Origin of the sequence: Thalassospira australica (assembly GCF_044790785.1) — a bacterium.
Classification (GTDB): domain Bacteria; phylum Pseudomonadota; class Alphaproteobacteria; order Rhodospirillales; family Thalassospiraceae; genus Thalassospira; species Thalassospira australica_A.
On the sequence record NZ_CP085258.1, the window covers coordinates 3,009,138 to 3,036,136 of the forward strand.

A 26,999-nucleotide genomic window follows, 5' to 3' on the forward strand; every position below is an offset into this window, starting at 1 on the left:
GGAACGGAAGTGATCAGGATGGAGAGGGACGCTAAACAGCGAAAGAATGACATCGGCGCGCAACCTGCCATAAGCTATTGATATCGCATCATAGCACACAGAAATTGCGCGCATAGACCAGACTCGATGCCCGCCGTTACGCCCGCCCGGGAAACGTGAAATGACGAGCAAGCCGATTACTGTGCTGCAATCCGGTCCGATTTTACCGATGCCAGACGTTTGCGCAGCACGGCAATCTGATCTTCTGACAGGCGCAGACCAAGTTTGGAGCGACGCCAGACAAGGTCTTCGGCCTCGCACACCCATTCTTGATCGACCAGGTAACGGACTTCGGCTTCATACAGGTCATAGCCATAACAGACACCAAGGTCCGCCATGCTGTTGCAACCATCAAGCAGCTTTTCGATCCGGCTGCCATAGGCGCGCAGAAGACGTTTCAGGGTGGCTTCGGGCAGCCAGTCATATCGGGCACCATTGGATTGCAGAGCATTTTCAAAGGATGCATCGGGCAAATCACCCCCCGGCAGGGCTTCGCCCGCCGTCCACGGACGATCCACCACGCCAAGCTGTTTTGAAATCAGTTGCAGGGCATGTTCGGCCAGCTTGCGATAGGTGGTGATTTTGCCACCAAATACATGCAGCGCCGGGGCCTTGCCCTGCCCGGCTTCGAGTTTGAGCGTGTAATCACGCGAGACTTTGGATGCGTTGGCAACTTCGCCGTCCCCTGCATACAGCGGACGTACCCCGGAATAAGACCAGACGACATCCATCGGCGAAATCGGTGTTTCGAAATAATCACCAGCCAGCTTGCACAGATAATCGACTTCGTCAGCGCCGATTTCAACCTTGGCCGGGTCGCCGTTAAAATCGACATCGGTGGTGCCGATCAGGGTGAAATCATCCTGATAGGGAATGGCGAAAACGATACGGCCATCCGGATTCTGGAAAATATAGCAATGATCGTGATCGAAAAGTTTCGGAACCACGATATGGCTGCCCTTGACCAGACGGATATTCGCCCTGGTTTCGGCCTCGACCACACCATTCTCAGGATCAATCAGCGATGCACACCACGGACCGGCGGCATTGATCAGCATCTTGCCACTAACGATGCGTTCGGCGTTGCTGTCGCGATCACGCAAGGTGACCTGCCATTTGCCACCCTGCCGGGTCGCGCCGACACAGCGGGTGCGCGTCAGGATTTCGGCCCCGCATTCGCGGGCATCCATGGCATTCAGAACCACAAGTCGCGCATCATCGACCCAGCAATCGGAATAGACGAATGCCTTGCCCATCCCGGCCTTGAGCGGCTGCCCCGCAACGTGCTTGCGCAGTGAGATGCCTTCGCTTCCCGGCAGTTTTTTACGACCGCCAAGATGATCATACAAAAACAGGCCAAGGCGGATCATCCATGCCGACCGCAGGCCGGGAACATGGGGCAGAACGAAACGCAGCGGCCAGATGATATGCGGCGCGTTGCCCAGAAGGACTTCGCGTTCGTTCAGTGCCTCTCGGACCAGACGAAATTCATAATGTTCGAGATAACGCAGACCACCATGAATCAGCTTGGTGCTGGCCGAAGAAGTCGCACTTGCCAGATCGTTCATTTCGCACAGCAGGACCCTGAGCCCGCGACCGGCTGCATCACGGGCGATCCCCACCCCGTTGATCCCGCCGCCGACAATGATCAGATCATATTCCGAATGGTTCTGCATGGCATGTCTTCCGCGCTTTAGTTTCGATATTGACCATAAAATATTTCATTTTCGAAAATTTTCAAGCGATGAATTGTGACAATTTATAGTCACTCAGCATCTATTGACACGTTCACCTCCTCAAATACCGGGAAAGTTTGCATAAAAATTTCGATTTTGAAAAATATGAACAGATTTATTTGTTGCACAAACAAAAACACTCCGCCAGAAGACGGAGTGTTTCAGAGGCCGGAATATGAAGACGGGATCAGGAAAGCCAGCGGCGCTGCCAGTCAGACAGCATGGCAATCGCCCAAAGCTGCTGCGACCAGTTCTTGCGACCTGAAAGATGTTCGTTAAAGCGTTTGTCGATTTCAGCCCGGTTCAGGCCAAGATCGGAATAAAGCGCATCGCGTGCCAGCAAATCCCCGACCCATTCCTTAAGCGGCCCGCGCAACCATTCCGCCAGCGGTACAGCAAAGCCGGTTTTGGGGCGGTCGATCAATTCGTGCGGAACATATTTGTAAAGGATACGCCGAAGGGCGATCTTGCCCACCGAACCATCCAGCTTAAGGTGCGCTGGCATACGCCAGCCAAATTCGATCACCCGATGATCAATCAAAGGCACGCGAACTTCAAGCGAGCTTGCCATTGATGCCCGGTCAACCTTGGTCAGGACGTCATCGACCATATACATCATCGTATCCATGACCTGCATCGCAGACACATAATCAAGGTTTCGATTGCGGCAGAATTTTTCGCCCGGAATGCGGAATTTCTTGCGGGGCTTACCCGGTTCATCCGCCATCAGGACATCGGGGTTCCAAAGCGAAAGCAACGCCTGATAGCGATCCAGATCATCATGGATCGACAGAAGTGGTGCCACCTTGTGGATTTTATCGCCCAATGCCGCCGTCCCGCGCTTGCCGGGTACAAGACCGATCAGGGCATCCCATTGCGCAGGCGACAGCGCCGTCAGCCCCTTGGACAGCAACGACGACCCGAACGGGATGTTTTTGGCGATATTGCTGATCTGGCGCGCCCAAAGATACCGATTATAGCCGCCAAAAGTCTCATCGCCGCCATCACCCGAAAGGGCAACCGTGACTTCCTTGCGGGTCAGCGATGAAATCAGGCAGGTCGGGATGGATGAACTGTCAAAAAACGGTTCGTCATAGATTTCCGAAAGACGCGGCACCAGATCAAGCGCATCCTTGGCGGTGACGTAAAGCTCGGTATGGTCGGTGCCAAGATGTTTGGCGACTTCACCGGCAAAGGCCGCCTCGTTATAGGCATCATGATCAAAGCCTATGGAATAGGTTTTCACCGGCCGATCCGAAACCGATTGCATCAGGGCAACGACAGTCGAGGAATCAATGCCGCCCGACAGAAACGCGCCCAACGGCACATCCGCAATCATGCGGCGTTCGACGGCATCGCGCAGCAAATCTTCCAGCGCGTCAATCGCACTTTGGTCATCGCCACTCCAATGATGGTTCTGGCCACTGATAACCGCGTCCTCGACCGACCAGTATGCGAATTCGGATGCGTGCCCCTCGCCCGCGATTTCAAGGATGTGACCGGGTTGCAGCATTTTGGCATGGGCATAGATCGAATGCCCCGATGGCACATAACCAAACCGCAAATAGGCATCAAGGGCGGTACGATTGACCTCGCGCGAGATGACATTGCCCGCAATCAGGCCTTTAAGCTCGGACGCAAAAGCGATGTTGCCGTCATAGCGCGACCAGTAAAGCGGCTTGATCCCAAGACGGTCACGCACCAGTGTCAGCTTGCCGGTCTTTTTATCCCAAAGGGCGATGGCAAACATGCCGATCAGGCGTTTGACCGTATCACGCACGCCCCAACGGGCTATACATTCAAGGATCACTTCGCTGTCAGAATGGCCGCGCCAGGCGATGTTATCACCAGCCAGTTTGGCACGCAGGTCTTCGGCGTTATAGACCTCGCCATTATAGACCATGACATAACGGCCATCGGCCGAATGCATCGGCTGTTTGCCGGCATCGGAAAGATCGATGATGGCAAGGCGACGCTGCCCCAGTGCCAGCCTGGCATCTTTATCGCACCAGACATCGCCGCCATCCGGCCCACGATGCAGCAACGCATCGGTCATGCGCGTGATGGTGTCGCGCAATTTATCGCCGTCGCTATTGCGACCAAGCCACAGACCGGTGATGCCGCACATGAAAATATCCCTTTATTATTTGCCCCTACTTAAAAACGATCCGGGCGCGTTCGACAACGAAAATCATGGGGATGCCGCCACGGATTCGCAGTTTGTTCCGGGGATTTTGGTCGCACACGATGGCAAGCGGTGATAAACAGGCAGCATTGCCCATCAAGCTGGAATGACCATGCTGAAACTGGATCGACTGTTCATCAAAATCCTGCAGGTTTTGCAAACCAACGGCCGGATTTCGAACCTTGATCTTTCAGAAGAGGTCAATCTGTCGCCCTCGCCCTGTCTGGAACGGGTGCGCAAGCTTGAAGAAGCCGGGCTGATCACGCAGTATCTGGCGGAAATCGACCTTGATAAAATCGGTGCCAACCTGCACATCATGGCAGAGATTACGCTGGGCAATCATCTGGTTGACGACTTCAAACGGTTCGAAGCCGCGATCACCGACGTACCCGAAGTCATTTCCTGCTATAAAATCGCCGGTCCGTTCGATTACACGATGGATATGATCTGTCGCGATATCGCGCATTTCAACCGGCTGAAAGAAAAGCTTCTGGCCGCCAATATCGGGATCGAGAATTTCCGCGGCCATGTTGTGATGGAACGCACCAAAACCTTTTCCGGCTATCCGCTTGAAAGCCTCACCGCGCCCTCGCCGCTTGACGGTGTGCTTAAGGGCTAGGCTTCACGCCTTATATTGAACCGGTCCATCTTGCGATAAAGCGTATTGCGACTGATGCCGAGCACCTTGGCGGTTTTGCTGATATGCCAGCGATGATCCTCAAGGACTTGGCGCAACGCATCGGCTTCAGCCCGTTTCAGGATCGATCCGGCAGGGGTCGGGTCGCGCATAACGGTTTCGTGGAATTCATCGGGCAAGTGATCGCGCAGGATCAAACCACCTTCGGCAAAGACGCAGGCATATTGCAAGACATTGACCAGCTCGCGAATGTTGCCCGGCCAGTCATGGCGTGACAACAGTTCCAGAACGTCGTCCGAACAACGCACATTCCCCGCCATATCTCCGGAAATACCGCGAAGAAGCCGGTCGATCAGATCGGGCAGATCGGACCGTTCGCGAAGTGCTGGCAGGGAAAGGCGCGCACCTTTGATCCGGTAAAGCAGATCTTCGCGGAATTTGCCATCCGCCACCGCACGGGTCAGATCAACATTGCTGGCACAGATCAGACGGAAATTGACCGGCACGGATTTGGTACTCCCCAGCGGCTCCACCGTGCGCTGTTCAAGCACGCGCAAAAGCCGCCCCTGTGCCGATAACGGCATATCACCGATTTCATCCAGAAACAGCGTCCCACCATCGGCCTGTTTGATCCGCCCGCCAAAGCCATCGCGCGCCGCCCCGGTAAAGGCACCACCGGCATGACCAAACAATTCGCTTTCGATCAGGCTTTCGGGAAGGGCCGCGCAATTGATCGCAACAAACGGTTTGCGCGCACCGACTGCGGCGGCATGAATGGCGCGCGCCATATGTTCCTTGCCGCTGCCGGTTTCGCCCGACATCAGAACATTGATACGATTGGTCAGAAGCTTGCTGCCGACCTTGTAAAGACGACGAATTGCCGGGTCCTGATCAGGGATGTGATCGGCTTCGTTTGCAGGCGTCCGGCTGACGGGACGCGAAACGGGTGCAGGACGCAACGAAATGAATTTGCGCCGCTGCTTTTCAGGCAAAGTCACCCGCCCGAACAAAAGCCCCCCACCATTGACGGGCAGGGCCTTGGCCGATGCAGAAGTTGATGCCCCCTCGCCCACGCCAATCTTCGCGATCAGGCCATCCAGATCAAACCCGAACATCGACTGGACATCGCGCGCATTATCCGCCGCCGCCAGCAAACGGCGTGCGGTCGACGTCGCCCCGCGGATATTGCCATCCGGACCAATGGAAATCAGGGCGTCACGGGTCGATCCGACATGCTGTGCGTCGGGATGAAGATGCAGGATCAGGTCGGACGCGCATTCATCAAAGAAAAGAATACGCTCAAGCGCATCGGCATAATCGGCAATCAGGCTTCGGACCCGCAAACAATCCGTGCGTTTGATGTCATCGCGCACGGCAGATACATCAAGGACGGAGCAAACCTGCCCTTCGGGGTCAAACACCGGGGCCGCCGTGCAGGTCAGAACCGCATGTTGCGCCAGAAAATGCTCGTCCTTGTGGATGGTGATCGGACGGCCTTCAACGATGCAGGTGCCGATACCGTTGGTGCCCTCGCGTTCCTCGCTCCAGACGGCACCGGGCAAAAGGCCGTTGGTGCGAAACGACGGCAGCAGCGTGTGGGCCGCGACACTGTCAAGGATCACACCGTCATTATCGGTCAGGAAAACCGCATAGCCCGACGCATCGATCTTGCGATAAAGAGTGCGCACCAGATCATGGGCATGATGATAAAGCCGCCCGCTGCGATCACGGCGCTGGCGGGTTTGGCTTTCGGGCATGATTTCGGGACGGCGCAGCGTGTCATGCGCCAGACCAAAGCGCTGTTCGCAACGCTGCCAGCTTTCAAGCACGGCGCGATTTTGGGCGACGCCACTTAACTGCAACGCAGCTTCGATCCGTCCACCGTAATGGTTTCCAGACATAAGACGTTATCTCCCTTGCGTCGGTATTTTGTCGGGAATGCGTTCTGGCATGGCCCGGCCTGCGGCTTTATCCGCGTCCGATCACAAGCAGGATCGTAACACATCAAAGCCCCGAAACGCCAAATGGTTTCCGCGCAAACAAGCCGCATAATTGGTTGTGTCACGAATATGGGACAGTTTGTATCACCTGTGCCACCGCCGGGGACGGAATGACACAGATACCTTGCACCACCGCAACCCTCCAACCGATTGGAAAAAGACGAAAAAACGGATCAATCAACCATCTGGCACGGAATTTTGCGAACTGGCACGTGCTTTGCGGAACTGTCAGGGCCAAAACCAAAAACAGGTGGCAAAGCCGCCTTCCGATCATGGAGGATCCAAGATGATTTACAAGAATCCGGGCGACGCGGGCAGTGTCGTTGCGTTCAAATCCCGTTATGACAACTTTATCGGCGGCGAATGGACCGCCCCCACCAAGGGGCAGTATTTCGAAAATGTCTCGCCCGTGAATGGCAAGCCATTCTGCGAAATCGCACGATCCAGTTCGGAAGATATCGATAAGGCACTTGATGCCGCCCATGCCGCAGCCGAAGCGTGGGGCAAGACATCGGTCACCGAACGGGCCAATATCCTCAATAAAATCGCCGACCGCATGGAACAGAACCTTGAAATGCTGGCGGTTGCCGAAACATGGGATAACGGCAAGGCGGTGCGTGAAACGCTGGCCGCCGATATTCCGCTGGCGATTGATCATTTCCGGTATTTTGCCGGTGCGATCCGCGCCCAGGAAGGATCCCTTGGCGAGATTGACGACAACACCGTCGCCTATCACTTCCACGAACCGCTTGGCGTTGTCGGGCAGATCATCCCGTGGAACTTCCCGATCCTGATGGCGGTTTGGAAACTGGCCCCGGCGCTGGCAGCGGGCAACTGCGTTGTCCTGAAGCCGGCCGAACAGACCCCGGCATCGATTTGCGTGCTGCTGGAACTGATCGGTGATCTTCTTCCGGCAGGTGTGCTCAACGTTGTGCAGGGCTTCGGGGTTGAAGCGGGCAAGCCGTTGGCACAAAGCAACCGGGTCGCCAAAGTCGCCTTTACCGGTGAAACCACCACCGGCCGCCTGATCATGCAATATGCCAGCGAAAACATCATTCCCGTCACGCTGGAACTGGGTGGCAAATCGCCGAACATCTTCTTTGACGATGTGATGGCACAGGATGACGATTTCCGTCAGAAAGCCGCCGAAGGCCTGACCATGTTCGCGCTCAATCAGGGCGAAGTCTGCACCTGCCCGTCGCGCGCGCTTATTCAGGAAAACATCTATGACAAATTCATGGATAGCGTGCTGTCACGCGTGGCCAATATCAAGCAGGGCAACCCGCTGGATAGTGAAACCATGATCGGCGCGCAGGCATCGACCGAACAGATGGAAAAAATCCTGTCCTATCTTGATATCGGCAGGCAGGAAGGTGCTGAAGTCCTTTGCGGTGGCGGCAAGGCCGAAATGAGCGGCGATCTCTCGACCGGGTTCTATATCCAGCCGACCATCTTCAAGGGCCATAACCGGATGCGGATTTTCCAGGAGGAAATCTTTGGCCCGGTGGTTTCCGCCACGACCTTCAAGGACGAGGCAGAGGCACTTAAAATCGCCAACGACACGCTTTACGGTCTTGGTGCGGGTGTCTGGACCCGTGATGGCACGCGTGCCTATCGGTTTGGCCGCAATATCAAGGCAGGTCGCGTCTGGACCAATTGCTATCACCTCTATCCGGCACATGCCGCCTTCGGCGGGTACAAGCAATCGGGTATCGGGCGTGAAAACCACAAGATGATGCTCAACCATTATCAGCAGACCAAGAACCTGCTGGTTTCCTATGATCCGAAACCGATGGGCTTCTTCTGATCGGAAAATGTTGGCCGGGTGCCTGCTTACACCCGGCCGTTCCCGATACAGGAGGCGAAAATGACGACAGACCAGATACCGGCACGGGTCACGGCCACCGATGCGGCCACCGCCCTGATCCGAAAGCTCAAGGACATTCACGGCCCCCTGATGTTTCATCAATCCGGCGGCTGTTGCGATGGCAGTGCGCCAATGTGCTTTCCGGATGGAGAGTTCAAAACCGGCGATCAGGATGTGTTGCTGGGCGAGATTGAGGGCAGCCCGTTTTATATCGGGCGGGCGCAATTCGAATATTGGCGTCACACGCAACTGATCATCGACGTCGTGGATGGGCGCGGGGGCATGTTTTCGCTTGAGGGACCAGAAGGCAAACGCTTTCTGACCCGGTCGCGCATCTTCACCGATGATGAATGGAACACGCTGAAAGACGCAGAACAAAGAAACGAGCAATCTGAAACAGAAGCAAGAACGTAAAGAAGATTACCAACGCAGGTCTACCCGTGGCATTGCGAGATCCCTGCCTCCCAAAGAGTCTGCTCTGCAATGCCTGAAGATGCCGGACGCATCTTCCCCTTGCCCGTCGCCATCCCCCCGAACAGGCGGCGGGCTTTTTTTTGTGATTTTTCCGGGCCGGGGCCATTAAAATTATGGCGAAAAAAATCTGGAACAACACCCCGACCGGAATTGTTCCGCAGTTGGAAAGCGATCCCGGGACGCACCGCGCCCGGAACTGAATTCCAATTCAAAAAAGGAGCATCCATAATGCGACGCTCAATCATCACACTGACCGCCCTGTCCGCTATTGCCCTTGGGACGGCCCCCGCAATGGCAGCAGGCCAGCAGAAAGAAAATCCGCAACTTCCCGATACAACACAGCAGTCGACGCAGCAAAATCCTGCAACCCTTAACGAAGCGGAATCGGTGCATCTTTCGGGTACGGTAAAAAAAGTTACCGATAACCAGTTCACGATGAACTATGGCAATGGGGAAATTGCCATCGATATGACCGATTATACCTGGTTCGATCAGGACTTCATCAAAACGGGCGACAAGGTCCGGGTTAATGGTGAAGTTTCCGAAGGCTTCTTCACCGATAAAATGGTCGTCGCCACGTCGATCTTCCTTCCGGAACGCGGCGCCTATTACACCAACGGCAAAGACCGCACCGGTTTTGTAAACAACAGTGGTCTGCCAACAGGTGACGAATGGGTCACATTCACCGGCGAGGTAACAGAAGTTCGCGAAGATGAAATTGCCCTGAATACCGGCAATACGTCGATCACTGTCGATACCAGCGACGTCCCGGAAAACAGTGCCGATGGACAGGCCTATCAGAAAATCAGGGCCGGGGATCGCATTTCGGTCGCCGGGGAAATGGATGCAGCCGGCCTGTTCACCGACCGCGAGCTTGTTGCATCGTCGATTGTCGTCATGAATGACAGCAACACCTACATGCAGTAATCCGGCAAAGGTAACTGTTACCTGACGATGTAAAAATGGCCGACGCCGGTTAAACTGGCGTCGGCTTTTCTGTTCGCGATCAGGTCAGAACAACCAGAACCAGAAGGCCAAGCGCACACAGCACCAGAAGCGATAGAAGGGCTGCTGCCATCACCCGCCCGCCGACATGCATGACACTTCGGATATCAACACTTAATCCCAATGCCGCCATGGCAAGGATGGTCAGGAAGGATGAGGTTGTGCGCATCGGTTCAAGGGCGATTTCGGGGATCAGACCAAACGAACGGGCCGCCATCATCGCAACAAACCCGACAATGAACCACGGCACCATCTGGGTGACAGGCAGGCGGACCTCGCGTTTGCGTCCCCCCATCAGGGCAAGCGCAAAGATCACCGGGCCGAGCATCAGAACCCGGATCAGCTTGACCAGCGTGCCGACCTGCACGGCCAGGGCCCCCGCCGGGGCGGTCGCGGCCAGAACCTGTGGGACTGCATAGACCGTCAGCCCGGAAAAGATGCCGTATTGCGCGGCACTCAGGCCCAGCCCGACATGCACCAGCGGCAGGGCAAAGACAAACAGAACCCCCAGAACAGCGGTAAAGGCGATGGATGCTGCGACATCATCGGATTTTGCCGAAATCACCGGGGCGGCGGCGGCAATCGCCGAATTGCCGCAGATCGAATTACCGCACGCCACCAGCATCGATAAATGCTTCGACAGGCCCAGCGCCCGCCCGATATGAAAACTCAGAAACAGGCTGGCACAAACCACCAGAACAATTGCGGCAATCAGGCCAAATCCCGCCTGCCCCAGGGCCTGCGCGCTGATTGACGCACCCAGCAAAACAATCGCGATTTCAAGCACGGTCTTGCCACAAAACCGCACCCCGTCATGAAACGGCTTGGCAAGGCCGAACACGGACCGCACCACAACCCCCAGAAGGATCGCAAAAACCAAACTTTCGATCCAGCCATGCCCCAAAAGGCTACGCTCCGCCTGCTCGACCAGTTTGGCGATCAGGGCAATCGCCGTCGTCAGGAACAGACCCGGCAAAAGGGGTTTTAGGTGTGCTTTAAAAAACATGGTTTACCTGTAAAATGTGACAGGCGGAAAATCACACGAACAATCATTTACTTCTATCGAATAAAAATGGATATTTCATTCGATTATTTCGAATGATCAATGGACATACGCCATGATGACGCTTGAACAGCTTGCCATCTTTGTTGCCGTGGCCGAACGCGAACATCTCACAAAGGCCGCAGATGCGATTGGCCTCACACCTTCGGCGGTCAGTTCGGCAATCAAGAACCTTGAAGGGTTTTATGGCGTTGCGCTGTTCCACCGGGTCGGACGGCGGATCGAGCTTAGCGAAACCGGGCGGCTGTTTTTAAACGAGGCCAAGGCGACCCTGGCGCGCGCACGCGCCGCCGAACTGACACTGGCGGAACTTGGCGGATTGCAGCGCGGCGAACTTAACGTCTATGCCAGCCAGACAATCGCCAGCTACTGGCTGCCCCCCTTTTTGATGCAGTTTCATGACCAGTATCCCGGCATTTCGATCAATCTGACCATTGGCAATACCAAAACCGTGGCCGATGCCGTGCGTGGTGGTGCCGCCGATATCGGCTTTATCGAGGGCGAAGTGGATGAACCCGCCCTTGCCATGCGCGAAGTCGCCGAAGATGCACTGGTGGTCGTGGTCGGCCCCAAACATCTTTGGGCCGATGGCAGGCCGCTTAGCGCGCAGGACCTGACCATACAAAGCAGTTGGGTGCTTCGCGAAGCTGGATCAGGCACAAGGTCGGAATTTGAAAATGCCGTGCGTCAGTCGGGCGTCGATCCACAAAAACTCAAAATCGCCCTGACATTACCGGCAAACGAGGCGGTGATCACCGCAGTTGAAACCGGCATCAGCGCCACCGCCGTTTCAAGCTTCGCGGTCAGCTCCCTGATCGCGCAGGGGCGGCTTTTCCGCGCGGCATTTCACATCCGCCCACGCAAATTCATGATGCTGCGCCACAAGGAACGCCGCCAGACGCAAAGTTCGCTGGCTTTGGAAAAGCTTTGCCTTTCCACAAACGCATAATCGAATTTTTCCAGATCAAAATTGCGAATACGCAATGCACAATTCGGACGGGTCCTTTATCACTTTGTCCTTATGAACACGGCCCCTGATCCCCTGTTTTCAGTGGATCAGGTCATGCAATGAGCGATTTCGCATTGCAGCGAAAAACGCGGCCCGACAGGAAGGCTTTGCCTGATAAAAGGACCAACGCCAATGTTTGATCCCGACATATTGGCCCGCATACAATTCGCGTTCACCATCTCGTTCCACATCATTTTTCCGTCCTTTACCATTGGATTGGCCAGCTTCCTTTTCGTGCTCGAAGCACTTTGGCTGCGCACGCGCGATGATGCCTATCTGGCGCTATATAAATTCTGGCTGAAAATCTTTGCGCTGGCCTTTGGCATGGGCGTGGTTTCGGGCATTGTCATGTCCTATCAGTTCGGCACGAACTGGGGACCGTTTTCCGAATTTACCGGCGGGGTTTTGGGCCCGCTTATGGCCTACGAGGTGCTGAGCGCCTTTTTCCTGGAGGCCGGGTTCCTTGGCATCATGCTGTTCGGGCTAAACCGTGTCGGACCGAAGCTGCATTTCACCGCGACCACCATGGTCGCAATCGGCACATTATTTTCCGCCTTCTGGATTTTATCAGCCAATAGCTGGATGCAGACGCCGACCGGCTATGTCATCGAAAATGGCCGGGCGGTTGTGCAAAGCTGGTGGGATGTGATCTTTAATCCAAGCTTCCCCTATCGGCTGGTTCACATGGTTCTGGCGGCCTTTCTGACCACATCGCTTGTTGTCGGTGCGGTCGGGGCGTGGCATTTGTTGCGTAATCGGGAAAACCGTGCCGCCCGGATCATGTTTTCGATGGCGATGTGGATGGCGGCGATTGTGGCCCCGATCCAGATCGTTGCCGGTGACATGCACGGGCTTAATACCCTTGAACATCAACCGGCCAAGGTCGCCGCGATGGAAGGCCATTTTGAAACGCAGAATGGCGCGCCGCTGATCCTGTTTGGCTGGCCCGACATGGCTGCCGAGGAAACGAAATACGCCATTGAAATCCCGAAACTGGGATCGATGATCCTGACCCATGACTGGGATGGCAGGATCACCGGATTAAAGGACTTTGCCCCCGAAGATCGCCCGAATGCGACCATCGTATTCTGGACATTCCGCATCATGGTCGGGCTGGGCGTTCTAATGGCGTTGCTGGGCATCGCCAGCCTGTTCGCCCGGTGGCGCAAATCGCTTTATAGCTGCGTATGGCTGCATCGATTTGCCCTTGTTATGGGGCCAAGCGGCTTTATCGCCATTCTGGCCGGGTGGTTCACCACCGAAATAGGTCGCCAGCCTTGGGTGGTTTACGGACTGATGCGCACATCCGAGGCCGGATCGCCAGTCGCCCCGGCTGCGATTGCCGGGTCACTCGCCGCATTCGTCATTGTCTATGCCATCGTGTTCGGGGTTGGCACCGCCTATATCATCCGCGCGATGAACAGGGACCCGCGTTTTGCTCATTCGCCGAAGGGCGAGGTGCTCCGTGCCGGAAGCCGCCCGGTTGCCGATCACACCATCCCGACGGCAGGAGAATGACCATGGATTATCAACTGATCTGGGTACTGCTGATTGCGGTTGCCGTTTTCGCCTATGTCACGCTGGATGGTTTTGATCTTGGCATCGGCATTCTGTTCCCGTTCATCAAGGATCCTGCCAAACGCGGCAGGATGATGAATACGGTTGCCCCTGTGTGGGATGGCAATGAAACCTGGCTGGTGCTGGGTGGTGGCGGGCTTTATGCCGCCTTCCCGCTGGCCTATTCATTGCTGATGACCGCGTTTTACATCCCGGTTTTCACCATGCTTCTCGCCCTTGTATTTCGCGGCGTGGCGTTCGAATTCCGGTTCAAAAGCCGCGATCATCAAAAACACTGGGACTTTGCCTTTTCCGCCGGGTCGATCATTGCCGCTGCCATGCAGGGCGCGATGCTGGGCGCTTTTATCGAAGGCATTGCGGTTGAAAATGCCAAATTCGTTGGCGGCCCGTTTGATTGGCTAAGCCCGTTTTCGGTGTTCTGCGCGTCCGCCGTTGTCGTCGGCTATGCCCTGCTTGGCACCGGCTGGCTGATCATGAAGATGGAAGGCAATTTTCAGGGACGTTTGCGGGCGCTGGCAAAACCCGCCGTCATCTGGATGGCGGCCAATCTTGGCGTGGTGTCGCTGATGACAAGCTATATCCACCCGGCTTATGCCGCACGCTGGTTTGATACGCCAAACCTGTTTTTCCTGGCCCCGATCCCGATTGTCACGACCGGTCTGCTTTTCTGGCTTTGGCATGCGGTGAAACACCGGGAAAAGACGGTATTTGGCATTACACTTGGCATTTTCTTCCTGTGTTATGCCGGATTTGGCATCACGCTTTATCCCAATATCGTGCCGCCAATGATTGATTTCAGAACCGCCGCAGCCCCCGATAACAGCCTGTCCTTCATGCTGGTCGGTGCCGCCATCCTGATCCCGATCATTCTGGCCTATACCGCCTATGCCTATTGGGTATTCCGGGGCAAGGTCGGGGATGAGGGATATCACTGATGACGGCATTTTCACCCAAACCCAAAACCCGGCGTATGCTTTGGTTTATCGGGCTCTATGCCGGGGGCATCCTCGTGATCGGGGCCGTGTCGCTTTTGCTGCGCAGCCTGATCACCGGGATTTCATGAAAATATCCGGTCACAAATATCGGATTTAACCGTCTACCTGCTGACACTTGTCAGCAACTCCGGCCCGGCAGCAAGGTCCCCCACCCCTGCCGGGCTTTTTTATTCGGGTCCGGTCATTGGCCCAGATAATCGCTGTCGGCCACCTTTTCCAGCCAATCGACCGGCGATCCGTTGACCGATTCCGCAATCGCGATATGGGTCATCGCGGTTTTGTCGGTCGCCCCATGCCAGTGTTTTTCACCCGGTTCGAACCAGACGATATCGCCGGGGCGGATTTCTTCGCGGGGTCCGCCTTCACGCTGCGCCCAGCCAAGGCCACTTGTGATGATCACGGTCTGGCCTAACGGATGGGTATGCCATGCGGTGCGGGCACCCGGTTCAAACGTGACAATGGCACCGCTGACCCGTGCGGGATCGGTGGTTTGAAACGGGCTGTCGATCCGGACCGTACCAGTGAAGTAATCCGGCGATCCCTTGGTCGATGGCTTTGATGCGTTGCGCTGGATGTTCATGATGATCCTTCGGCTTTGTTTCGCAATAATCCTTACTGATTGTGCACACGCCGGATCAGCAATGCCAAGCGTTCGATGCCGTCGCGGATGCGATCCGCCTTTTCGGTCGCGAAGCTGAGCCGTGCGGTATTGCGGCCCGTATGATCGCAGAAAAAGGCCTGACCGGGGACGAAGGCGACCTTGGCGTCGTGCAGGGCCTGATCCAGCAATTGGCGGCTATCGATATTTTCCGGCAGGGTCAACCAGATGAACATGCCGCCTTCGGGCCGGGTGTAGGACACGGTTTCGGGCATGAATTCGTCAAGGGCGGCCAGCATCGTATCGCGCCAAACGCGATAGGCATCGCGGATGGTATCAAGATGCCCCGGAAACAGTTTGCGCGCTGCACGAAGGGCGACTTCCTGATTGATGGTCGAGACATGCAGATCACCGGCCTGCGTCATCAGCACCAACCGTTCAATCACCGGACGCGGCGCACAGACCCACCCGATCCGAAGGGCAGGCACCAGCGTTTTGGAAAATGTGCCAAGCTGAATGACGGTTCCGGCCTGCGGATCGCCGTTGGTTTCATCAAGTGACAGCAACGATGGCAAGACTTCGCCTTCGTAAGCCAGCTTGCAATAGGCCGCGTCTTCAAGAATGACCGCACCATATTTGCGCGCAACCTCAAGCACCGCCAGACGCCGCTCAAGACTATAGGACCGCCCGGTCGGGTTTTGGAAATCAGGTGCGAGATAGGCAATGCGCGCACCACGTTCAAAGGCGGCTTCAAGTTCGGCAATCACCGGACCATCCTCATCCATATCCACCCCGACATAGATCGGGCGGCGCATGGAAAAGGCCTGCATCGCTCCAAGATAGCTTGGCTTTTCCACAACGATTTCGCGGCCCGGTTCCAACAACAAACGGGCAAGCATATCAAGCCCCTGCTGCGCGCCACAGGTAATCAGGATGTTATCGATCCCGCGTAACGCCCCGCTGGCCACCCCACTGGCAGCCAGATCATCTGCAATCCATTGACGCAGGGCCGGCAGGCCTTCGCTGATGGAATATTGCAGGCTTTTGCGACCGGCGATTTCATCCGTTGTCAGATCGCCATAGATGGCATTGAAATCGGCCAGCGGGAAAAGCGACGGGTCGGGCACGCCCCCGGCAAAGGAAATGATTTCCGGCTGGTCGGCAACTTTAAGCAGATCACGGATTTCGGAGGCGGTAAGCGCACGGGCATCACGAACGATCAGGTCATTCCATTGGACAGTCATGGGGCTTCTCTTTTTAGGTCAGTGTTGCTGCCATTATTTGGTAAGAAAGCCTGACCTAAATCAAGTTTATTTTTCTATGGAGGCTAATTTTGAAATAAAATTACCTTTGAGCATTTCATTTGCCCGCATGTAATTCCGTTTCCATCCCCCTATCCCGCACCACCTGCCGGGCGGTTTTTGGCACCCTATATCCAATAAACAATCAACAATGCCAAAACGTCCCGAAGGTTATCATGACCGAATATGCAAAGTTTCAGCCCTGGCTCGACTGGCTTGATCAGCGTTACGATGAAACGTTTGATCGCCTGAAATCGTGGTCGGTGATCAATAGCGGCACGGGCAATATCGCCGGCCTTGACCGGATGCGTGATGCCATTCTGGATGCCTTTGCCGAACTTGATGCCAAAACCGCGATCATCGACCTGCCCGATAGCGCGGCAGTCGCCGCCGACGGCAGTATCGCACCGGTGCGCTATGGCAAGCTTTTGCATTTTTCCAAACGGCCACAGGCCCCGGTTCGGGTTTTGCTGTGCATTCATTATGACACGGTCTTTGCCATCGATAGCGCGTTTCAAACCCCGCGCCTGATCGATGAAAACACCTTGAACGGGCCGGGTGTTGCCGATGCCAAGGGCGGCATTCTGACGATCCTCAATGCCTTAAGCGCACTGGAACGAAGCCCGTTTGCCAGTGGGATCGGCTGGGACGTGATCCTGAACCCGGATGAAGAAACCGGCTCCATCGGATCGGCCCCGTTTTTGGCCGAACACGCCCGCGCCGCCGATTTCGGCATGCTGTATGAACCGGCGTTAGAGGACGGCACCCTTGCCGGGGCGCGCAAGGGATCAGGCAATTTTTCCGTCCGGATCAAGGGGCGTGCTGCCCATGCGGGGCGTGAATTTCATGCCGGGCGCAGTGCCATGGTCGCGGCCAGTGACTGTGTCATGCGCCTTGATCGGCTTAACGGCAAGGTTGGCGAGGCCACATTCAACATCGGCAAGATCGATGGCGGCGGGCCGGTCAATGTCGTGCCTGATAGTGCCGTTGTGCGCTTTAACGTTCGGGTTTCAAACCATGACGAACGCCATCAGGCCGAAAATGAAATTGCCGACGTCATTGCCGCGATCAATCAGCGCGACGGCATCACGGCCGAACTGCATGGCCAGTTTGGCCGAGCGCCAAAGCCGATGGTCGGCAGGACCAGGGCGCTTTTTGAATGGGTCCGCGAACTGGGTCATGACCTTGATCTGGATATCGCATGGAAACCCACGGGCGGCTGTTGCGATGGCAATAACCTGGCCGAGGCCGGATTGCCCAATATCGATACCCTTGGGGTGCGCGGCGGCCTGATCCATTCCGATCAGGAATTTGTAAAGCTCGACAGCTTGATCGAACGGGCAAAACTTTCGGCCCTGATCCTGATGAAAGCCGGCTCCGGTGATTTACCCGACACATTAAATTCGGGTGATTTACCCGACGCATTGAAAAAGACGGAGATATAAAATCATGATGCGTGTCCGCCCCGCCCGTATGAACGACCTTGACCGGCTGGTTGATCTGGCATCCTCCGCCAGCAAGGGATTAACCACCTTGCCCGCCAATCGTGACGTGCTTGAAGCCCGCATTATCGAAAGCATCGAGGCATTCGGGGCCGATGCAGACGGGCCGGGTGGCGAAAGCTATTTCATGGTTCTCGAAGATACCGCCAATGGCAAGGTCGCGGGCACCTGCGCGATCTATGCGGGGGTCGGGTTATCAAAGGCCTTCTATAACTATAAAATCCTGAAACTGACGCAGTATTCGCATGAATTGAATGTCACCGTGACATCGCGCCTGCTGACCCTTGTGAACGATTATCAGGGTGCGACCGAGGTGGGCACGCTTTACCTTGATCCCGATTATCGCAAGGACGGCAACGGGCAGCTTCTGGCGCGGTCAAGATACCTGTTGATGGGGTGCTTTACGGAACGGTTTTCGGAAATGGTCATGGCCGAAATGCGCGGCTGGCAGGATGAAAACGGTAAATCTCCGCTGTGGGAAGCGCTGGGGTCGCATTTCTTCAATATCCCGTTCCCGGATGCCGATTACATTTCCGGGATCGGCAATAACCAGTTCATCGCCGATCTGATGCCGAAATATCCGATCTATATCGAAATGCTGCCCAAGGCCGCACAGGATGTGATCGGCAAAACCCATGATGAAACGCGCCCGGCATTGAACCTTTTGAAAAAGGAAGGTTTCCGGTTTTCAAATGCGGTCGATATTTTTGACGGCGGGCCATGCGTTGATGTCCGGCTTGATGACATCCGCACTATTCGTCATTCCAAAATCGCCACCATCCGCAAAACAGTTGATCGCACGACCTCTATGGAACGCCACCTTGCCTGCACGCTGGAACTTTGCGGGTATCAGGCAAGCTGGCTTTACATGAATGTTGTGAATGGCACGCATGTCGATCTGGACCGTGATCAGGCCGAAATCCTTGGCCTGATCGCTGGCGATCAGATCCGTTTTGTCACCGATTAAGCATCAGGAGCAGGCATCATGACCCAGAAATCAAATCCCGCCCTGTTCATCAATGGCACATGGCAAACTGGCAATGGCACGGCCTTTCACGCCGAAAACCCGGCCAATGGCGATATCATCTGGCAGGGAAATGCCGCCAGCAGCGATGATGTTAACACCGCGATCATGGCGGCGCGAAATGCCTTTCCGGCATGGGCAAAACGCGACCTTCATGAACGGATCGCAATCCTTGAACGGTTTGCAGGGCTTCTCAATGACCATAAGGACGCACTGGCACACGCCATCAGCCTTGATACCGGAAAACCGCATTGGGAGGCCCTGACCGAAGTCGGTGCAATGGCCGGTAAAATCGCGATTTCGATCAAGGCCTATCATGAGCGCACCGGCACACGCCACGGCGATGCGCCGGGCGGCGGACAGGCGGTTTTGCGCCATAAGCCGCACGGGGTTGTTGCGGTCTTTGGCCCCTATAACTTCCCCGGCCATCTGCCCAACGGCCATATCGTCCCGGCTCTTCTGGCGGGCAATTGCGTCGTGTTCAAGCCATCCGAACTGACCCCGCTTGTCGCTGAGGAAACCGTAAAGCTCTGGCAACGCGCCGGATTGCCCGACGGGGTTCTGAACCTTGTGCAGGGCGAACGCGATACCGGCATTGCCTTGGCGCAGCATCCCGGTATTGAAGGGTTGTTCTTTACCGGCAGTGTCCCAACCGGGCGCCATTTGCATCAGGCCTTTGCCGGGCAGATGGACAAAATCCTGGCACTCGAACTTGGCGGGAATAATCCGCTTGTCGTCTGGGACGCCGCCGATCTCGATGCCGTCGCCCACCATACCGTCATGTCGGCCTTTATCACGGCGGGGCAGCGTTGCACCTGTGCGCGCCGCCTGATCGTACCATCCGGCGCAAAGGGCGATGCGATGATCGCCGCGATCAATGACTATTGCGACCGGCTGATTGTTGGGGCGCCAGATGATGATCCTGACCCCTTCATGGGGCCGGTGATTTCCAACCGGGCGGCTGATGGCCTTATGGCGGCACAGGCAAAACTTGTTGCCAATGGTGCCAAAATAATCCGCGAAATGACGCGCCCCGACCCTGCCCGCCCGTTCCTGACACCAGGTCTGATTGACGTGACCAATGTAAAGAACCGCGCGGACGAGGAACTGTTTGGTCCGATCCTGCAAATCATCCGGGTCGACAGCTTTGATGCGGCCATTCTTGAAGCCAACAATACCCGTTTTGGCCTTGCCGCCGGGTTGCTGTGCGATGATGCCGAACTTTGGCAACGTTTCATCCATGAAAGCCGCGCCGGGATCGTCAACTGGAACAAGCAACTGACCGGCGCATCCAGTAGCGCCCCGTTTGGCGGCATCGGCGAAAGCGGCAACCACCGCCCCTCGGCCTATTACGCCGCCGATTATTGCGCATGGCCGGTCGCAACCCTTCAGACCGACAAACTGATCGCCCCCGATGCCGCCCCCAAAGGAGTCCGCCCATGACCCGTTATGCCATCGAAGCCAATTTTGACGGTCTGGTCGGGCCAACGCATAATTATGCGGGGTTAAGCTTTGGCAATGTCGCCTCGACCAGTAACGCCAGCACCCTTTCCAACCCGAAATCGGCAGCCCTTCAGGGCCTGACCAAGATGAAGGCCCTGCATGACATGGGCTTTGTTCAGGGCGTGTTGCCGCCCCATGAACGCCCGCATATCAAAACCCTCCGCGATGTTTTCGGCTTTCGCGGATCGGATGGTGATGTTCTGACCTCCGCCTGGAAGACCAACCCGAACCTTGTTCTGGCGGTATCATCGGCATCCCCGATGTGGACGGCCAATGCCGCAACCGTTTCGCCTAGCGGTGATACAGGTGATGGCAAGGTGCATTTCACCCCGGCCAATCTGTGCGCGATGTTCCACCGGTCGATCGAACATCCGGCGACCGGGCGCGCGCTTGCCGCGACATTCGCCAATCCCGATCATTTCACCCACCACGCCGCCCTGCCCGGCACGGACCATATGGGGGACGAGGGGGCTGCCAACCATACCCGTTTTTGCGGCGACTATGGCGGGCGCGGGGTCGAATTTTTCGTCTATGGCCGTCACGCTTTTGATCCGGGCAAAACCCGGCCAAACCGTTATCCGGCACGCCAGACGTTCGAAGCCAGCAGCGCGATTGCCCGCCATCATGGCTTAACCGAAAATGGTGTCGTCTATGCGCAGCAAAACCCGGACCTGATTGATGCCGGGGTGTTTCATAATGACGTGATTTCGGTCGGCAATGCCAATGTGCTGTTCCATTACGAGGGCGCCTTTGTTAACACGCCCGCCGTCATTGACGACATCCGGCACAAGATGGATGGCATCGCCGATTTCACCAGTATTGAAGTGCCCAAAAGTGCCGTGCCGCTTTCCGACGTGATCAAAAGCTATCTGTTCAATTCACAGCTTTTGCGCCTGCCGGAAAACGGTCAGATGATGCTGATCCTGCCGACCGAGGCCGAAGAAACCATATCGGTCCGCGATTACCTGTATGACCTGATCGGCAAGGGCAACACGCCAATCAGACAGATCAAGTTTTTCGATCTGCGCCAAAGCATGCGCAATGGCGGCGGCCCGGCCTGTTTGCGGCTGCGCGTTGCCCTGACAGAGGATGAACTTGCCGCCACCAACCCGCAAAGCCTGATTGATGATCAACGCTTTGCCGAACTGACAGGCTGGGTCGAAAAACATTATCGCGACCGGCTGAGTGCCGATGATTTCCGCGATCCAACGCTTCTGAACGAAGTCCGGACAGCCCTGGATGAACTCACACAGCTTCTTGACCTTGGCCCGATTTACGATTTTCAACGGGAAGGATGAACCGTCCCGCATTCCCTGCCGTGCTGCCCGGTTGCTTCGAAATTTAATACCGGACCAACCATGGCAGAATAACCGGAACAACAAGCTTCACGCCCCACACAAAGCCCGGGAGCCCCGCCATGTCGACCCCCTATGATACCGAACTCCTCAAAAGATTGGATGCGGCCAATATCCTGCATCCGGCATCCGTGGTTGCCGATGTGTCAAACAACGGCCCGGCCCGCATTTTTGTTAAGGGCAAGGGGGCGTTCATTACCGACAGTGACGGCAACAGGATGCTGGACGGGGTTGGCGGGCTTTGGTGCATGAATATCGGCTATGGCCGGACCGAGATCGGCGATGCGATGAAGGCCGCATCCGATCAGATGGGCTATTTCCATACCTTTGCCGGGGCATCCAACCCGGCCCAGATCGAGCTGGCCGAAAAGCTGGTGGCAAAAATGCCCGCTCACATCACCAAGGTGTTTTTTGGCAGCTCCGGGTCGGATGCCAACGACACGCTGATGAAGATCGTCTGGTATTATAACGGGCTTCGCGGCAAGCCGGAAAAACGCAAGATCATCGCCCGCGGGCAGGCCTATCACGGCACCACCATTGCCACCGCCAGCCTGACCGGACTTGCATCGTTTCATCGCAATTTCGGCCTGCCGATCCCCGAAGTCAAACACACGTCGCTCCCGCATTATTACCGCGAAGCCAAACCCGGCGAGAGCGAGGAACAGTTTTCCGCCCGGCTGGCAAACGAGCTTGAATCCCTGATCATCGCCGAAGGCCCGGAAACGGTCGGTGCCTTCATTGCCGAGCCGATCATGGGGGCCGGTGGTGTCATCACCCCGCCAAAGGGTTACTTCAAGGCCGTTCAGGCGGTTCTGAAAAAGCACGATATCCTGTTCATCTGTGACGAGGTTGTTTGCGGTTACGGTCGCGCCGGACACTGGTTTGGTCATCAGCTTTATGACATTCGCCCGGATATGATCGCCACCGCCAAGGGCCTGACCAGCGGCTATTTCCCGATGTCGGCAGCTTTCATCAGCGATGATATCTGGAAAGTCCTGCGCGACGGGTCGGCAACCCTTGGCGCATTTGCCCATGGCTTTACCTATTCCGGTCATCCGGTGGGATCGGCTGTCGCACTGGCGAACCTTGCGATCATCGAAGGCGAAAATCTGGTCGCGAATTCCGCAAAAACCGGTGCCTATCTGCATGCGCAGCTTAACGATACCTTTGGCCATCATGCCCATATCGGCGAAATCCGCGGTGTCGGCCTTCTGGGTGCCTTGCAACTGATGGCGGACCGGGACACAAAAACCGGGTTCGATCTGAAACACAAGATTGCGGCGCGCTGTGCCACTGCGATTGGCGATCATGGCGTGATTGTCCGCCCGCTTCCAACCGCCGACAGCCTGGCATTTTCCCCGCCCCTGACGCTAAGCCGGGGCGAAGCCGACCAGATGGTCGATGCCATCAAAAAGGGGATTGATCAGGTAATGGGCGAACTGAGCGCCGAGGAACGCAAGGGCATGGCTGCCTGATTTTCAAAACACCCCAAATCCTACCCCACTTGCCCGACCGGAATACTGGTCGGGCCGTTTTTTTATGTGTAAGGTGGCGCAAACAAGATAACGGCGACCCGATGATCAAGATCGACGAGATCAACCTTAAAATCCTGCGCGCCCTTCAGGCCAATGCAAAGCTGACCAATCTTGCCCTGTCAAAGCTGGTGGGACTAAGCCCGAGCCCCTGCCTTGACCGGGTCAAAAAGCTTGAAAAAGAAGCGGTCGTGAAACGCTACCGCGCGGTACTTGATATCGAAAAAATCTGCCCGCATGTCCGGGTCTTTGCCGAGGTCACCTTGACCGGCAAGACAGCCACCGATTACAAACGCTTTGCCGATGCGGCCAAAACCATCCCCGAAGTCGTTGCCGCCTACCGGATTTCGGGGCCTTATGATTATATGCTCTGCCTCGTTTGTCGCGATGTGCAGCATTATCATTCCCTGTCCGAGGAAATGATCCACGGCAATCTTGGCATCACCAAATTCATCGGCCATGTCGCCCTTGCCCAGACCAAGGCATTCAAGGGCTATCCGGTTTGATGCCGGAACTTCATCGACCACAAAGAAAACACCCAAAGAACATATTTAGTTTGTACTAGAAAATATCTGGTTATCTTTTTTGTGTGATTTGGATAGATCGCGCTTGCATCAAAGCGGATTCCATATTACCCATCAAAGCAACGTGAAATACATTTATAAACACAAATTTTGTGTTGTTTGCCACAGTTTTGATTGATCGGCAGGAACGAGAATGCAGCCTAATCTGACCCATCTCCGCCAGCTTGAGGCCGAGAGTATTCACATTATCCGCGAAGTCGCGGCGTCGTTCGAACGGCCGGTGATGCTTTATTCCATCGGCAAGGATTCGTCGGTTTTGCTGCATCTGGCGCGCAAGGCATTTTACCCGGCCCCGCCGCCCTTTCCGTTGATGCATGTCGATACCACGTGGAAATTCCGCGAAATGATCGCGTTTCGCGACAGGATGGCCAAGGAATACGGGTTCGATCTGATTGTCCATATCAACGAGGATGGCGTGAAGCAGGGCATTGGCCCCTTCACCCACGGATCGAGCCTGCATACCGATGTCATGAAAACGGAATCGCTGAAACAGGCGCTGAACAAATACAAGTTCGATGCCGCCTTTGGCGGTGCGCGGCGTGACGAGGAAAAGGCACGCGCCAAAGAACGCGTATTTTCGTTCCGCACCGAAACCCACCGCTGGGACCCGAAAAACCAGCGCCCGGAACTTTGGGACATTTACAACGCACGGATCAACAAGGGCGAAAGCATTCGCGCCTTCCCGATCTCGAACTGGACCGAGCTTGATATCTGGCAATATATCTATCTCGAACAGATCCCGATTGTGCCGCTGTATTATTCGGCCAAACGCCCGGTTGTTGAACGTGACGGCATGCTGATCATGGTTGATGACGACCGCATGCCGCTTGATCCGGGTGAAAAGCCGGAAATGAAATCGGTGCGTTTCAGAACGCTTGGCTGCTATCCGCTGACCGGTGCGGTTGAGTCCGAAGCCGCCACCCTGCCCGACATTATCCAGGAAATGCTCCTGACCCGTTCAAGCGAACGACAGGGCCGCATGATCGACCATGATCAGGCCGGTTCAATGGAAAAGAAAAAGCAGGAAGGCTACTTCTAATGGCGCATCAATCCGACCTGATTGCCGATGACATTCTCGGCTACCTGAAATCCCAGGAAGAAAAAAGCCTGCTGCGCTTCATCACGTGTGGCAGCGTTGATGATGGCAAATCGACCCTGATTGGCCGTCTGCTTTGGGATTCCAAACTGATCTTCGAGGATCAGCTTGCCGCCCTTGAGTCTGACAGCCGCAAGGTCGGCACCCAGAATGGCGAGATCGATTTCGCCCTGCTGCTGGACGGGCTTCAGGCCGAACGCGAACAGGGCATCACGATTGATGTCGCTTATCGCTTCTTTTCGACCGATAAGCGCAAATTCATCGTCGCCGATACCCCCGGTCACGAACAATATACCCGCAACATGGCAACCGGCGCCTCGACCGCCGATGTCGCCGTGATCCTGATTGATGCCCGCAAAGGCATCCTGACACAGACACGCCGCCACAGCTTCATCACGTCCCTTCTGGGCATCAAGCATGTGGTGCTCGCCGTGAACAAGATGGACCTGATCGACTATGATCAGGCCAAATTCGATACCATTGTCGCCGATTACAAGGAATTCGCCAAAGACCTCGGCTATAGTTCGATAACGCCGATCCCGTTATCAGCCCTTCGCGGCGATAACATGATCGAAGCCAGCCCGAACACCCCTTGGTATGACGGCCCGACACTTCTCGCACATCTTGAAACCGTTCAGGTCGAACAGGATGCGATTGAAAAGCCGTTCCGCTTTCCGGTGCAGTGGGTCAACCGCCCGAACCTTGATTTCCGGGGCTTTTCCGGCACCATCGCATCGGGCATCATCAAGCCGGGCGATCCGATTGCCGTCACCGCATCGGGACAGACCAGCAAGGTCAAGGAAATCGTCACCTTTGATGGTAACCTTGATCAGGCCTTTGCCGGTCAGGCCGTCACCCTGACGCTTGAAGATGAAATCGACATTTCGCGTGGCGATGTTCTGGCCCGTCCGGATGAACGCCCGGAATTTGCCGATCAGTTCGAAGCCCGCATCATCTGGATGCACGAAGATCACCTTCTGCCCGGCCGCCCCTATATCATCAAGATGGGCGCGCAGGTCACCAACGCACAGATCAGCGACCTGAAATACAAGGTCAATGTCAACACGCTGGAACATATTGCCGGCAAGACGCTGGAACTGAACGAAGTCGGGATTGCCAATATCGCAACCGACAAGGCACTGGCCTTTGATCCCTATGATGACAACCGCCATTCGGGCCGGTTCATCATCATCGACCGTTATTCCAACGCCACCGTTGGTGCGGGCATGGTCAACCATTCGCTTCGCCGTGCGACCAACGTCAAATGGCAGGAAATGGACATCAACAAAAAGTCGCGTGCCTATCAGAAAGGTCAGAAATCTGCCGTTCTGTGGTTCACGGGTCTTTCGGGTGCCGGTAAATCGACCATCGCCAACCTGGTCGAGAAAAAGCTCCATGCCATGGGCAAGCACACCTACACCCTTGATGGTGACAATGTCCGTCACGGATTGAACAAGGATCTTGGCTTTACCGATGCCGACCGGGTGGAAAACATCCGCCGTGTCGGTGAAACCGCCAAGCTGTTTGTCGATGCCGGGATCATCACGCTGGTATCCTTCATCTCGCCGTTCAAAAGCGAACGCCAGTTTGCACGCAACCTTCTCGAAGATGGCGAGTTCATCGAGGTCTTTATCGATACCCCGATTGAAGTCTGCGAACAGCGCGACGTGAAAGGCCTTTATAAAAAGGCCCGCGAAGGCAAGATCGCCAACTTCACCGGGATCGACAGCCCGTATGAAGCACCGGAAAATGCCGAGATCACGGTCAACACATCCGATCAAACCGCCGAACAGGCAGCAGAGGTCATCGTTGCCAAGCTCGAAGAATTCGGTGTTCTGGGTGCGTGGTATCCGGAAATCTGATCATCTGGCGAAAACAATCGTCTCACAAGACCCGGTGCTCAAAATACCGGGTCT

Annotated in this window: 24 protein-coding genes; 17 read left to right on the forward strand and 7 right to left on the reverse strand. The window is 55.9% G+C overall.

Features of this window, described 5'->3' with window-relative positions:
- Positions 1 to 176 precede the first annotated feature (176 nt).
- On the reverse strand, positions 177 to 1,715 hold the full coding sequence (gene glpD, locus LG297_RS14135; RefSeq protein WP_404421303.1) for a glycerol-3-phosphate dehydrogenase: 1,539 nt from the start codon (positions 1,713 to 1,715) through the stop codon (positions 177 to 179).
- A 247-nt stretch (positions 1,716 to 1,962) separates the two neighbouring features.
- On the reverse strand, positions 1,963 to 3,903 hold the full coding sequence (gene asnB / locus LG297_RS14140) for an asparagine synthase (glutamine-hydrolyzing) (protein WP_404421305.1): 1,941 nt from the start codon (positions 3,901 to 3,903) through the stop codon (positions 1,963 to 1,965).
- On the opposite strand from asnB, the gene LG297_RS14145 reads away from it, so the two are divergent.
- Both LG297_RS14145 and LG297_RS14150 read left to right on the forward strand, forming a co-directional pair.
- The gene (locus tag LG297_RS14145; protein ID WP_404421307.1) at positions 3,902 to 4,036 is read left to right on the forward strand and encodes a hypothetical protein; all 135 of its coding nucleotides are present in this window, start codon (positions 3,902 to 3,904) and stop codon (positions 4,034 to 4,036) included. The two genes, asnB and LG297_RS14145, sit on opposite strands and share 2 nt — an antisense overlap.
- A 36-nt stretch (positions 4,037 to 4,072) precedes the next feature.
- Positions 4,073 to 4,579 (forward strand): Lrp/AsnC family transcriptional regulator, encoded by a 507-nt coding sequence (locus LG297_RS14150; protein WP_404421309.1) that lies wholly within the window; start codon positions 4,073 to 4,075, stop codon positions 4,577 to 4,579.
- Here the strand turns inward: LG297_RS14150 and LG297_RS14155 are convergent.
- Positions 4,576 to 6,498: a sigma-54-dependent Fis family transcriptional regulator gene (locus tag LG297_RS14155; RefSeq protein WP_404421311.1), complete on the reverse strand. Its 1,923-nt coding sequence runs from the start codon at positions 6,496 to 6,498 to the stop codon at positions 4,576 to 4,578. The two genes, LG297_RS14150 and LG297_RS14155, sit on opposite strands and share 4 nt — an antisense overlap.
- 385 nt (positions 6,499 to 6,883) lie before the next feature.
- Here LG297_RS14155 and adh point away from each other — a divergent pair, with 385 nt between their 5' ends.
- Positions 6,884 to 8,404 carry an aldehyde dehydrogenase gene (gene adh / locus LG297_RS14160; protein WP_404421313.1) on the forward strand — a complete coding sequence of 507 codons (1,521 nt, stop codon included), beginning with the start codon at positions 6,884 to 6,886 and terminating at the stop codon, positions 8,402 to 8,404.
- 60 nt (positions 8,405 to 8,464) lie between these two features.
- Positions 8,465 to 8,878: a DUF779 domain-containing protein gene (locus LG297_RS14165; protein ID WP_404421315.1), complete on the forward strand. Its 414-nt coding sequence runs from the start codon at positions 8,465 to 8,467 to the stop codon at positions 8,876 to 8,878.
- A 20-nt stretch (positions 8,879 to 8,898) separates the two neighbouring features.
- Here LG297_RS14165 and LG297_RS14170 read toward each other — a convergent pair whose 3' ends face one another.
- Positions 8,899 to 9,183, reverse strand: a complete 285-nt coding sequence (locus LG297_RS14170) for a hypothetical protein (RefSeq protein WP_404421317.1) — start codon at positions 9,181 to 9,183, stop codon at positions 8,899 to 8,901.
- Between LG297_RS14170 and LG297_RS14175 the strand changes: the two genes are divergently transcribed.
- Positions 9,167 to 9,865: a NirD/YgiW/YdeI family stress tolerance protein gene (locus LG297_RS14175; RefSeq protein ID WP_404421319.1), complete on the forward strand. Its 699-nt coding sequence runs from the start codon at positions 9,167 to 9,169 to the stop codon at positions 9,863 to 9,865. The genes LG297_RS14170 and LG297_RS14175 overlap by 17 nt on opposite strands.
- Before the next feature lie 79 nt (positions 9,866 to 9,944).
- Here LG297_RS14175 and LG297_RS14180 read toward each other — a convergent pair whose 3' ends face one another.
- Complete coding sequence (locus tag LG297_RS14180; protein ID WP_404421321.1) at positions 9,945 to 10,949, reverse strand: YeiH family protein; 1,005 nt, start codon at positions 10,947 to 10,949, stop codon at positions 9,945 to 9,947.
- Positions 10,950 to 11,061: 112 nt separating this feature from the next.
- On the opposite strand from LG297_RS14180, the gene LG297_RS14185 reads away from it, so the two are divergent.
- The 4 genes from LG297_RS14185 (at position 11,062) to LG297_RS14200 (ending at position 14,656) form a co-directional block, all read left to right on the forward strand.
- Complete coding sequence (locus tag LG297_RS14185) at positions 11,062 to 11,955, forward strand: LysR substrate-binding domain-containing protein (protein WP_404421323.1); 894 nt, start codon at positions 11,062 to 11,064, stop codon at positions 11,953 to 11,955.
- A gap of 192 nt (positions 11,956 to 12,147) precedes the next feature.
- Positions 12,148 to 13,533 carry a cytochrome ubiquinol oxidase subunit I gene (locus LG297_RS14190; RefSeq protein WP_404421325.1) on the forward strand — a complete coding sequence of 462 codons (1,386 nt, stop codon included), beginning with the start codon at positions 12,148 to 12,150 and terminating at the stop codon, positions 13,531 to 13,533.
- On the forward strand, positions 13,530 to 14,528 hold the full coding sequence (cydB, locus tag LG297_RS14195; RefSeq protein WP_404421327.1) for a cytochrome d ubiquinol oxidase subunit II: 999 nt from the start codon (positions 13,530 to 13,532) through the stop codon (positions 14,526 to 14,528). Before LG297_RS14190 ends, cydB begins: the two co-directional genes overlap by 4 nt.
- Positions 14,528 to 14,656, forward strand: a complete 129-nt coding sequence (locus LG297_RS14200; RefSeq protein ID WP_404421329.1) for a DUF2474 family protein — start codon at positions 14,528 to 14,530, stop codon at positions 14,654 to 14,656. The genes cydB and LG297_RS14200 overlap by 1 nt, the downstream gene beginning before the upstream one ends.
- A gap of 113 nt (positions 14,657 to 14,769) precedes the next feature.
- Here the strand turns inward: LG297_RS14200 and LG297_RS14205 are convergent, their stop codons facing one another.
- Complete coding sequence (locus LG297_RS14205) at positions 14,770 to 15,168, reverse strand: cupin domain-containing protein (protein ID WP_404421331.1); 399 nt, start codon at positions 15,166 to 15,168, stop codon at positions 14,770 to 14,772.
- 32 nt (positions 15,169 to 15,200) lie between these two features.
- Positions 15,201 to 16,430 carry a PLP-dependent aminotransferase family protein gene (locus LG297_RS14210; protein ID WP_404421333.1) on the reverse strand — a complete coding sequence of 410 codons (1,230 nt, stop codon included), beginning with the start codon at positions 16,428 to 16,430 and terminating at the stop codon, positions 15,201 to 15,203.
- A gap of 233 nt (positions 16,431 to 16,663) precedes the next feature.
- Between LG297_RS14210 and LG297_RS14215 the strand changes: the two genes are divergently transcribed.
- The 8 genes from LG297_RS14215 (at position 16,664) to cysN (ending at position 26,945) form a co-directional block, all read left to right on the forward strand.
- Positions 16,664 to 17,932, forward strand: coding sequence for a hydrolase (locus tag LG297_RS14215; protein WP_404421335.1), 1,269 nt, complete (start codon positions 16,664 to 16,666; stop codon positions 17,930 to 17,932).
- Between the two features lie 4 nt (positions 17,933 to 17,936).
- A complete protein-coding gene (locus tag LG297_RS14220) occupies positions 17,937 to 18,956 on the forward strand; it encodes an arginine N-succinyltransferase (RefSeq protein WP_404421337.1) in 1,020 nt (339 codons plus the stop codon).
- Positions 18,957 to 18,974: 18 nt separating this feature from the next.
- On the forward strand, positions 18,975 to 20,456 hold the full coding sequence (astD, locus tag LG297_RS14225; RefSeq protein WP_404421339.1) for a succinylglutamate-semialdehyde dehydrogenase: 1,482 nt from the start codon (positions 18,975 to 18,977) through the stop codon (positions 20,454 to 20,456).
- Complete coding sequence (gene astB / locus LG297_RS14230; RefSeq protein WP_404421341.1) at positions 20,453 to 21,814, forward strand: N-succinylarginine dihydrolase; 1,362 nt, start codon at positions 20,453 to 20,455, stop codon at positions 21,812 to 21,814. The genes astD and astB overlap by 4 nt, the downstream gene beginning before the upstream one ends.
- Positions 21,815 to 21,933: 119 nt before the next feature.
- Positions 21,934 to 23,346, forward strand: a complete 1,413-nt coding sequence (locus LG297_RS14235) for an aminotransferase (RefSeq protein WP_404421343.1) — start codon at positions 21,934 to 21,936, stop codon at positions 23,344 to 23,346.
- Between the two features lie 101 nt (positions 23,347 to 23,447).
- Positions 23,448 to 23,909, forward strand: coding sequence for an Lrp/AsnC family transcriptional regulator (locus tag LG297_RS14240; protein WP_404421345.1), 462 nt, complete (start codon positions 23,448 to 23,450; stop codon positions 23,907 to 23,909).
- A 211-nt stretch (positions 23,910 to 24,120) separates the two neighbouring features.
- The gene (cysD, locus tag LG297_RS14245) at positions 24,121 to 25,026 is read left to right on the forward strand and encodes a sulfate adenylyltransferase subunit CysD (protein WP_404421347.1); all 906 of its coding nucleotides are present in this window, start codon (positions 24,121 to 24,123) and stop codon (positions 25,024 to 25,026) included.
- A complete protein-coding gene (cysN, locus tag LG297_RS14250; protein WP_404421349.1) occupies positions 25,026 to 26,945 on the forward strand; it encodes a sulfate adenylyltransferase subunit CysN in 1,920 nt (639 codons plus the stop codon). The genes cysD and cysN overlap by 1 nt, the downstream gene beginning before the upstream one ends.
- Positions 26,946 to 26,999 lie beyond the last annotated feature (54 nt).